This is a genomic window from Bacillus sp. GbtcB14, from assembly GCF_019091205.1.
Lineage (GTDB): Bacteria > Bacillota > Bacilli > Bacillales > Bacillaceae_G > Bacillus_A > Bacillus_A cereus_AG.
Map to the genome: position 1 here is coordinate 189,259 of NZ_JAGXJT010000002.1, position 10,934 is coordinate 200,192.

The window sequence follows — 10,934 nt, forward strand, 5'->3', positions numbered from 1 at the left end:
AAATCTCATGTCGAATTATTCAATTAATCACATATAGATCTTAGAATAAAAAACCTCCTCATTCTAACCAGAAGAGAAGGTTTTATTAATCTCAGATATTCTTACATTATAATAATGATTCTTTTTGAGCTATTTCATAGTGCTCTGCTATTTTTTTACACATCTTTTTATATTCTAGCATCCACTCTGCTATTTCTTCTATCTCTTCATCAGTGGACTTTTTCTTATATTTAAAACCGATCACTTTCATATCCGAAAACACTTCTTCTTCCATTTCTTCATCTACCGGAATACATTGGATAATAACTTTCGTTGTGTTTGAGACTTGTACAAAAATTTCAAATGTGCCAACAAACATAGCAACCGTTCGGAATAATTCTTTATTACTCATATATAAAACCCTTGCAAGTTCTTCTGCAAGTTCAGGATATATAAACAATACATCAATCATTTCAGCAGCTATTATGCAATCATCTACTGATACTTTCTCCAATATTTGCTGCTTAATTAATTCCCCAGTTTTATCCTCACACTCTTGTTGAAAATACACAGTTTTTTCTTTTGAAAATAACCACATATGTAGACCCCTTCCTACTAAAAACAACAATTAGAACTCTTAATGCAAGAATACCTTTATATTCTTCTATAAAACGAAACTAAAATTAGGGTTTTACTTTTCATATCTTTATTACTAAAAGTGCACTAAATTATTATTGTGTATCCACTGCGATTTTTATTTCAACATACTGTAGCTCTTCATCACCACTAAAAATATGGTAAATAGGCGAGATCATATCAAGTTCATTATCTTCCATATACTGAAGCATCTCAGCATATGCATACTCTGTTAATGTTTCAAAATCTCCTGCATATCTTTTCATTAGCATGTTATCAACGTAGTAATAACTTCGAAACTTCATTGTTTCTGATTTAGGAATACTACTCTCATATACTGGCATAAATAATTCAATAAACATATCTCCATCTGATGGTATATTTTTAAGCGCATAAAACATCGGTCCTTTGATCGTTAAATTCACTTGCGCAATTTCTGCCAACAAATCTTCTATTACTTTTTCCATATCAGTATAGTGAAAAAAATATTCTCTCGATACAACATTTTGAAAAGCAATGCTTTGTTCCTCAACTATCATCGCACTAATTCACCTACTTCAATAATAGGAGCATAAATATCCAACCACATATCACCATATACATCTAAACATACGTGATAAAAGCTACTATCTAATTTCATATGATTCTGTTCAGCAAATTCATTTAAAACACGATAAGCGTCTTCAATATCACCATCTTCATCTGAGAATCTAACACAAAGTGCTTCTTCAATAAGAATTGCATCAATATACTCATACGGTGAACCCTCTTCCATATTTACCCGCCCATTCACTGGAACGCAATACATATATTTACCATATTCCGGTTCATTCTCTAATGGTGAATACGTAAAAAGAACTGGTCCTATTGGGTATATATCGTTATGAACTACTTGATTTCTAAGTGCGATAGCTGGTAACAACCAATCATCTTTTTTTACAATTTGAGTGATACTTATTAAATTTAAAAGCGATAATGCTTTATACTGAACTTTCATAATCTCTACCCCTTATACAGTGATTTATTTATTTCTTCACAAATAGATTCTTCCACGCACATAAAAAAACAGTTTATGACTATCATTTACCAATTTCATTTCAATTTTTATTTTTCTTTTGTTCTTTTTCTCTGATTCTTTTTCTATTTGCTATAAATTCTTGGCGTTCCTTTTCATGTTGTTCCCACGTAATATTAAATGATGGGAATTTGAAGCGACAATACACTAACAGGACGAATTCTGCTGATGCAACTGCAAATACATATAATATTATTGTTTGTAAAAAATAGAACACCATTGGCCTTAGCGCAAAATGAATACTTGCAAAAATTAATATCAAAAGGACAACTACATAAATAACCATCCCAATCAACATCCATAGTTTTGTATTATTAAAAAATGAAGCCGTCCCCCCTTCCAACTTATAGCCTCCATATTTTGCTTTTTTAAAAGTATGGATTGTAATTACAATATGAGTAATTATCGCTCCTAATAATAATAGACCTACATAAAATACCGTTAGATTTTCACAAGAATATCCAAATATTGCTTCAATTAATACATACGCATAACCTACCGTTGCAACCTGAAACGAGTTAAAAACAATTACAACGGCTTGTAACTTTTGTAATTTAAATCTTAATTTCGGAAATGAATAGAGAATCAAAAAAAGGATTTGCAGAATATATAATACTAACTCTATAGAAACAATTATTCGTTCAAAAGATTTTGGATAAGCCTCCCAACCAAGTTGTAAAAAACCCAAAATAATAAAAAACATCGGTAATGAAGCATATGCAAAGACTCCAACTAAAAATGCCATTACACCATCAGGACTTAATCGGTTTTTATTTGTAACTTTGAAAAAGTCTAAATCTTCTTCTTTTATGTTCCACATTCACTTATCCTACTTTCAAATTTTATATTCATCACCAAAATATTGACTTCAATTTTTTTATAACTGTTGCATTTTCTTTCATAAATTCTTTATAATTTCCAGACTTTAAATTATCGTTCGTATTTACCGCCCATTTTACCAATTTCTTCGTTCCACTAACTACACTTTCGCCTCCCAATCTATCAGATTTTGTGTTTAAGCCTACTGAGATTAGAACACCAGCCACTGCTCCTACCGCTCCTCCTGCCAAGGTTCCAAGTGGCCCCAAAGCAGTCCCAATCGCTGCCCCAGTTGCTGCTGCTCCCGCTGCATATGCTAAGTCCACACCTGTATCTAATGCAACATCTCTTACATCCTGTAGCTGAAATCCATCATCTAGTGACTTTATAGCATTATCTACAACTGTCAGCCCCGTTCCAATAATTGCCACACTTTTGAAGGCCGTCCCAGTACCTTTGAGTTTTTTGAATGTCTCCGGCCATTTCTTAAAATTGAATTCATCAATGCTCTTTTGAAATTCGGTCCCAAATGAATCTATCCATCTGTTTTTAAATGCCTTTAAAAATCCTTCTTCATTCCGAGTCATCATAAAATCTTCAACCGCTTTAAATTCAGGCAATTTATAAATATCTTTTTTTGCTTGTTTTATTACATTTTTTGTTGCGTTGTTGTACTTGACTTTAAATTTATCTTGAAAAATAAATTTTAAAATAGCATCTTCATTTGCATCTGTAGCAAAAAGTTTGGAAGCCGCTACGATATCGGCATCGTTTAAAGTTTTAAATATATATGCTCCTTTTCCTTTTCGAGCATTAACATCAAAATCAACACCAAATCCCAAATTTTTTTTCATGTAAACCAGACGTAAATAACCAGAAAATAATCCGACTACTCCTTTTTTCGCTTTACCCGTATATCCCGCAATCATTTTAGCTACCCCAACTATAGATGCGAAGGTTCCTTCAGACAGAAGTTTTTCGGTTGTATCACTAGAAAAGTTCCCTTCAGTCTCTTGTATTTGTCTCATAGCACCATCTAATCCGCGTAACATGTCATCAAAATTTTGAAGATCATTTTGTTGACTATTGTAAGCCTCTAGTTTTTCTAACGTATCACTGATTTCTTTTTGACTTTTTTCAACCCCTTCAGAAATTCCTGATGATGAGGGATAATGGATCGGAACAATATCATTAATTGAACTGATAGTCTGTTGTGCTAATTCATTTGATTGATTAAAACTGTTACTATACCCATTAATTTTTTGCTTTACATTATCTAAATAACTTCCATAAATTTTCGTATCTGCATCACTATCAACAGAACTATTAAAATCTTCTATTGCTTTTTCAAATTGCATACTTAAGCTTTCTGCTGCGACCATACAACCTGAAATAACACTTCCATGAACTCTAGATAAATGGCCTTTAATTCCATCAGCAGCAGCACCTTGAAATGAATTAATCTCACTAAAATCCGCTATCTTTCCTAATAATGATTCAAACTGTTGATTCAACTCAGTGGCACTTGCTTGAAATCTACTTTGAAGTTCTTTTACTTCTTGTAACTCTATATTTTTATCCACGCTTCTCCCACCCTATTTTAATTTTTCATAGCATGATGAATTGAACCGATCCTTAATTGCTTCTCAAGTTGTTCGTCTTTTTCGACTATTTTCTCCCCAGTTTGTTGTATTTTATTTAAGTCATTTTCCAATATCTGTTCGTATTGTTGCACCTTTTGAGATAACTTTTCAATTGCTTCACAATATTGAATCAGCCTAGTCAAATTCGTACGACTCAACTGCATACCATTAAATTTAGTCTTACCTAAATCACTAGCACCACTTTTCAAATCACTTACTTTCGCGTCAAATACCCCATTATTTAATTTAATTTCCCCCATTTATCATTTCCCCGCCTTCTGTACTTCTACTTGAATACTAGCGTCAACCATTGAAACACTTCTACTTAAAGAAAGAATACTGGACTCACATGTAGCGATTTCTCTTTCAAGCCGCCGTATAGCTTGATCGATGTCTTCTTGCACTCTCCCTAGTTCTCCGATAAACTTCCCTAAATTCGAAATGACTTGTTGTTCATACGTTTCTTTAAAAGTAGTTGCTCTTTGCCCTTTCCAACTACTCTCGTTTATTTCTAAAGATTTAAACTGCTCTTGATTTTGTTTAATTGCTTCAAGATTATTTACAAATTTCCCCTTAGCGGTTATTAGCCTTCGTAGTTTCATTTGTAATTCAGCCAATTGCCCTTGTTGATGACCTATACTACTTAACAAACCAGATTTTTGACTATTTAATTCCTCTATCCCCATGCAAATCCCCCCTTAAATAGTTGGCACTTTAATTCTAGTAGCAAAACGATTTTCAACAAAATACCCTTCAAATGGATTTAATTTTGTACTACTTAAATCTTTATTAGATACATCGAAGACCATTTGGCCTGATGATTTTCTAAGTAAAATAACATGAGATTGCGTTTTTATTGTTTTTGAAACTAAATCGTATCGACTGTCAATTGAATCAACATCACAGCCAATTACGAAGTGGATGCCCATAAATGCACCATTTGTTATTAATTCCGCTAAACTATATATATCGCTATCTTCTAAATTACTTAAAATATCATTTACATCTGCGATTACGATTACAATCGGCTTAAATTTCTTAATAAATTCTGCCGGGTTCACTGTTTCACTTGATGCTTCCTGCTCCTCTTTAAACGCCGCTTCTCTCGATTTATAAGCATTTGTAACTTGTTTAATCGTTTTCTCAATTCCTGTTTTTTCAGCTACATATAAAGCAGAGCTCTCTCTATAGTTTGAGAAATTGCGTGTTCTTGTATCAATTAAACCTAGGTCAAAGTGACCACTGTCTGCTAACTGTTGAAGGAATTGATGAACTACATTTTCAACTTCATCTTTCTTAATTCCCCCTACAACAATATTAGCCGCTTCAGTTAAATCTATTTCAAGAGGCGTAACGCTTTCTGTTTCTACACCAAATGTTAGTTTGCCTGCTTCAATAATTTTTCTTGTTTCTGGCCATGCAATAAACTCTTTGTATTCCAGAACTTCAGGTACCATAGGAATTGCTTTCGGTCTTTTTCCATCCCAGAAGAAATCCATCTCTTTTCCTTCAGCCTGTATATTTTCAATTCGAGTAAGTACATCTTCTCCATCTGTCGGTAAAGCTGTTTGGAAGATTGTTGGTTCGTCAATTTTAACTAAACCACGCCCTGCTAATTCTTCAATTTTCAACTCTGTTCTTCCTACAATAGCTCTAGATTCTGCCTCATCTATCATATATAGAGCAATTTGTAGTTTAATATTTGTATTTACTTGTACTCTCAATGCATTTTGACGTGTAGCCGTAAGCATTAAATGAATTCCTACCGCTGCCCCTTCACGTACAATTTGTGCAATAATGCGTTCAAAGTCTTCGACAAATCCAGCTTCTCTAACAGCATCATAGTTATCTAACGTAATTAATATTGTTGGTAATACTTCTTTACTAGCTCTCTCATACATTTCAAGACTTGCAACGCCATATTTACTTAGCAATTGCTTTCTATCTTTTAATAAGTCTTCTATGCGACGAAGAAATTTCTCGCATTTTTCAACTTGGTCTAATGTAATGATGTCTGCCACATGCGGTAAAGATTTTAATGGCATTAAGCCATTTGTTCCGAAGTCTAATAAATACACATGCAAATGCTCCGGACTATGCTGACGAGCTACATCCATAATGACTGATTGTAAGAATGTTGATTTTCCGTAGCCTGGACTTGAGAAGACCGCTACGTGCCCGTCTTTACTAATATCTAGTGTTAATGGTGTTTGTGATTGTAATTCAGGCTGATCTAGTAGACCAACTGTTGCTTGTAATGGTTTCTTTTCTTTCGTCCATGCTTCTTTGAACTGAATAGCGTGTAAGTCTTGTAAATATACGCTTTCTGGAAGCGGTGGTAACCATGGTCTAGCTAACGCTTCAATTTCATTTACTTCTGCGTAATCGTGAATGTAGTCAATAACAGCATCCAGTTCAGATGGTACGCTTATTACTTCTTTACTGCTACCAAGTCCACTTAAGTCTTCACTTAATATTTCATATTGTCCTAGATCATTTATTGCATAGATTGTTGCGTCTAAATGTTCTTTATCCTCTTTGTTTTCTACATAGTCTGCTCCGCTCCAAGCTGATTGGAATAGTTCATAAATTTCATTATTCCCAACTTGTAAGTAAGCACGTCCTGGTAATGTAATTTCAGCAGCATCTGGCGTTTTTAAAATTTCATTACTATCTGACGTATTTTGAACTTTTAATGCTAGTTTGAATTTCGAGTTACTCCAAATTTGATCATCTACAACACCACTCGGTTTTTGCGTAGCTAATATTAAATGGATTCCGAGTGAACGACCGATACGTGCTGTTGAAACTAACTCTTTCATAAATTCTGGTTGTTCTGACTTCAGTTCCGCGAATTCATCACTAATTAAAAATAGATGTGGCATCGGTTCACTTACTAAACCTTCTTTATACAGTTTTTGATACTGATTAATATGGTTTACATCATTTTCCCCAAATAATCGTTGTCTTTTTTGTAATTCAGCTTTAATTGATGCGAGTGCCCTCATACTTTGTGCTCCATCTAAGTTCGTAATTGTCCCTAATAAATGCGGTAAGTTTTTGAATAAATTCGCCATACCGCCGCCTTTATAGTCAATTAGTAGAAAGGCTACTTCGTAAGGATGGAAATTGACTGCTAGAGATAAAATATACGATTGTATAATTTCCGATTTACCTGAACCTGTTGTACCTGCTATTAATCCGTGTGGTCCGTGTGCTTTTTCGTGTAAGTTTAAGTTTACGATATCTTCTTTACCACGTAATCCAAGTGGTACAGCTAAAGATTTATGCGCTGCATTTTTCTCCCAACGACTTGTGATATTCAGTTCTTTTACTTTTTCAACGCCGTACATTTCTAAAAATGTTACGCTTTCTGGAATACTATTTTTTAAGTTTTGCAAATGATTTAACGGTGCTAATGCTCGTGAAACATCTTCTAAATTGAACCCTTTCGGTACGTGATTGAGTTTAAATTGACGGTTAACAAGCTCTCCTTGTTCTAAGATGATGTTCCCTTGTTTTGCATCTCTTATATCAATTACCGTTTTCACATGCTCCGGTAAACTTTGCATAACATCTTGTACAAATACAAGTGATACACCTAATTGACTCGGATCATCATTAAAGAATTCCATAACAACATGGTCTAGTATTAGTTTTTCATCTGTAATGAGAACGACGTAGTGCGGTGCAAAGTACATTTTTTCATTCGTTGAACTTTTTTCATCTAGTTTTAATTTTCGTTCTTTCAATATTTGATACAAACTATTTAACACTTGATCACGGCTACGATCATGATACACAAATCCACGTACATTTATATCGCGAACACTTCCATGAGGTAACCAGCGCATCCAATCCCATTTTTCTTTTTCTTCTTCAGGAAAAATAGTAATAAACTGCAAGTCATAATAACTATGGAATAACGCGGTTTGTACAACTAATAATTGTAATTGTTCTAACACTAAAGAGCGTTGTCCAATATAGCCAACCGGTCCATTAATCAAATCTGTTACAACGGGTACATCTTCCAAAGTAAGATAACGCTGTCTTAGTTCACGTGCTATATCAATTAATTCATCTTTCGTTTGACTAAATTCTTCTTCATTAAATTGGATTTCAAAACTTGTATTAGCTTGTCCTGTCCCAACGCTAAATGTTAAGAAATCATGATGTAGCATTGTTTTTTCATATATACGTGGATTTACTTGCACAGCCATATTACGTATCACTTCAACATTTGGATTATGATATTGTAATGCATGACGTTGCTTTTCACTTTCTGCATGTAAGTCTTTCGTTTTTTGTTTTATATACGCTCTATAACTTTTATCACGTTCAACTATGTCAATTTTATATTGCTTTAAATTTTTTATATAAGATGTGACAGAAACAATAATCGTTACTAATGTCATCGCAATCGATGCAATAATAAACATTCCATATTTCATAAAGATAGCAAGTAATACTGTTACGACAATCATGACAAGAGAAGGTGCAATGATTCTTGCCAAATGCTCAGTCGGTTTTGACGGCATACTTGAAGGTTTTGCAATTGTCATTTTCTCTTCTGGTTCACGGTAAATAATACGTGGTGAACGATGATAGTCTGGATAACCACTTTGATAATTCGTTTCGGATTCTACTAAAATAGGTAACGTAGATGTAACGTTCTCTTCTGAAGACAATACTTGAATATCTTCACTGCCTATCTCTACTAAAACACCATCAAAATATAATACGTCTCCAGCTTCTAACATAACGCTATCTTTTAGCTTCGTATAATTATGAAATACAGCTCCGTCATATACGTTCACTTTAAAAGAATCGTACAACGTTTCACGAGATAGCATTAAATCCACATTTGTCCCGGTAATAGAAATATCATCATAACTGTTTTGACTTAATGTAAGAGAATGTTTCGTTCCTATATCAAACACTTTAGTTGTACCAATAATAGATATAAAGATTTTCAAACTCACATCTTTAGTTTTTCCAATTTCAAATTCCTTATTGAACTCTATTAATTGATTTTGTATCATCCAAGCATTTACTTCATTATTCCACTTTAACTCTACTTCTTGTTCTAAGCTTGGATTCGTAATATCATTTGTCCACTCTTTTCCAATCGACACTATTGATTGCTCATTTGGATGTAATGTGCACTTATATATTTTGTCTCCATAAGTCAATACTAATAGTTGCTCCATCCGTGTTCACTGCTCCTTTTCAACTGTCTCATCAAGTGCTTGCTTACTCTTTTTTCTCTGTGCTTGACGAGTCTTTATCGTTTGATGATTTGCCATATTTCTTTTGGTATTCATCTAATTGTTGTTCATATGTTTTTAACTTTTGATCACGTTCTTCTCCTGACAAGTCAGGATTATTTTTCAGCGATTCAATTTGTTTAACAAGGCCGTACATAATAAGCTGCGGATCATCAAGAGTTTTAGCTAAATCTAATGATTTATCAAAATCACCTTTTCCGTTATACATCCAATACAGCAAATACTTTTCATCACTTTTTAAACTAATATTTTTCATAATCGATTTCTTTTGATCTTCACCTAGTTTTTCAGCTGTAATGTATGCAAATGCTAATTCATATTTAGATGCAATCGGTAATGATTCAAATTCCTCTTCATTTAATTGCGTAATTACTTTGTCATAATCTGTTGCTATGAAACTCGCATTTGCTTCTAATAATTTATTTTGATAAGGAAATTTTATAAAAGTGAAATATATTAAAGGAGCAGCTAAAATAACTGTCGCCGCTATGAAGGAAAAAGCTAAGTATTTAAACGATTTATAGCTCTTTTTAGGTACTAACTGCATATTTTTTTCTGTTTTTGTTTGTTCCTTCTCAAAGCTATCATCAAGAAACTGCAGTAATGCATCTAAGCTTTCCATTTGAGCAACGGTCTGTTCAAATGTTGTTTCTTTTGCATCTTTTAGTAACCCAGCATATAAATCATCAAAATTGTGCTTTTCGGAGAATAAAGCAATAATTAGACACTTGTATTGCGTTAAAAATTGCTCTTCTAACAACGGGGTTGGTGGAACAATATCTCGAATTCCTCTATGTATAATACTTGGCATTAAATTCGCATTAAAAACTATATTGCCTGGATGTAAAAAGAACGTAATTCGTTTATTTAAATATTTACGAAATTGCGCAACGTTTCGAAGCAGTCTCAATTTCTCATTTCTTCCAAAACGGCTAAGGTCGTCCCACTTATATAATTTTTTGTCCACTTGAAATAGAAACGTAAACATATCATCCGTTTCTTCTATCGTTAATGGTACAAAGTCAGATGATGCGCCCGTAATTATATCGAATTGACGGAAGTCTTTTATACGCGTTTGAGATTTGGTCATCTCCAATTTCCAATTTTCTTTTTCTATGTGAAATTGATAGTTCATTCCATCAATTTGAATTGTTTTTTCCGTCATGTTTATCCTCTTCTCCTTTTCTTTATAACCAGTAATAACTTATTTTCAAAAAACTACAAGTAAGAAATATTCTTTATAAAACTTGTAAAATATCTCCGTCTGTTATTTGGTGATCAATTAAACGATCATTATCTGTTAAAACAATTGACTTATTTTTCACTTTCATTACAAAATGTGAACCTTCATGATTATCAATCTTTAACGTATCTAATAAATTTTTCAATAAATATTTAATAGATTGATGATTCGGAATACGCAAATCATATGTATTTCCATTCCATTTACTAAAATCTACCGTTACATTAATATGCGTTTGTATTGCCATTACT

The 10,934-nt window shown here is 33.2% G+C and carries 10 protein-coding genes; all 10 read right to left on the reverse strand.

Annotated features, from left to right (window positions below):
• Positions 1-106 precede the first annotated feature (106 nt).
• The 10 genes from KVT31_RS05965 to KVT31_RS06010 all read right to left on the reverse strand — a co-directional run bounded on the left by KVT31_RS05965 (position 107) and on the right by KVT31_RS06010 (position 10,930).
• Positions 107-577 (reverse strand): hypothetical protein, encoded by a 471-nt coding sequence (locus KVT31_RS05965; RefSeq protein WP_000266198.1) that lies wholly within the window; start codon positions 575-577, stop codon positions 107-109.
• 133 nt (positions 578-710) lie between these two features.
• Positions 711-1,154, reverse strand: coding sequence for a DUF5085 family protein (locus KVT31_RS05970; protein ID WP_088096188.1), 444 nt, complete (start codon positions 1,152-1,154; stop codon positions 711-713).
• Positions 1,151-1,612: a DUF5085 family protein gene (locus KVT31_RS05975; RefSeq protein ID WP_088096187.1), complete on the reverse strand. Its 462-nt coding sequence runs from the start codon at positions 1,610-1,612 to the stop codon at positions 1,151-1,153. Before KVT31_RS05975 ends, KVT31_RS05970 begins: the two co-directional genes overlap by 4 nt.
• 100 nt (positions 1,613-1,712) lie before the next feature.
• Positions 1,713-2,510, reverse strand: coding sequence for a hypothetical protein (locus KVT31_RS05980; RefSeq protein WP_088096186.1), 798 nt, complete (start codon positions 2,508-2,510; stop codon positions 1,713-1,715).
• Between the two features lie 31 nt (positions 2,511-2,541).
• Entirely contained in the window at positions 2,542-4,092 is a 1,551-nt protein-coding gene (locus KVT31_RS05985) for a T7SS effector LXG polymorphic toxin (RefSeq protein ID WP_088096185.1), read from the reverse strand.
• A 17-nt stretch (positions 4,093-4,109) separates the two neighbouring features.
• Complete coding sequence (locus tag KVT31_RS05990; protein WP_088096184.1) at positions 4,110-4,412, reverse strand: TIGR04197 family type VII secretion effector; 303 nt, start codon at positions 4,410-4,412, stop codon at positions 4,110-4,112.
• A gap of 3 nt (positions 4,413-4,415) precedes the next feature.
• A complete protein-coding gene (locus KVT31_RS05995) occupies positions 4,416-4,838 on the reverse strand; it encodes a YwqH-like family protein (RefSeq protein ID WP_088096183.1) in 423 nt (140 codons plus the stop codon).
• Between the two features lie 12 nt (positions 4,839-4,850).
• Positions 4,851-9,362: a type VII secretion protein EssC gene (gene essC / locus KVT31_RS06000; protein ID WP_088096182.1), complete on the reverse strand. Its 4,512-nt coding sequence runs from the start codon at positions 9,360-9,362 to the stop codon at positions 4,851-4,853.
• 43 nt (positions 9,363-9,405) lie between these two features.
• Positions 9,406-10,605, reverse strand: coding sequence for a type VII secretion protein EssB (essB, locus tag KVT31_RS06005; RefSeq protein WP_088096181.1), 1,200 nt, complete (start codon positions 10,603-10,605; stop codon positions 9,406-9,408).
• Between the two features lie 73 nt (positions 10,606-10,678).
• On the reverse strand, positions 10,679-10,930 hold the full coding sequence (locus KVT31_RS06010; RefSeq protein WP_001007572.1) for an EsaB/YukD family protein: 252 nt from the start codon (positions 10,928-10,930) through the stop codon (positions 10,679-10,681).
• Between the last annotated feature and the right edge of the window lie 4 nt (positions 10,931-10,934).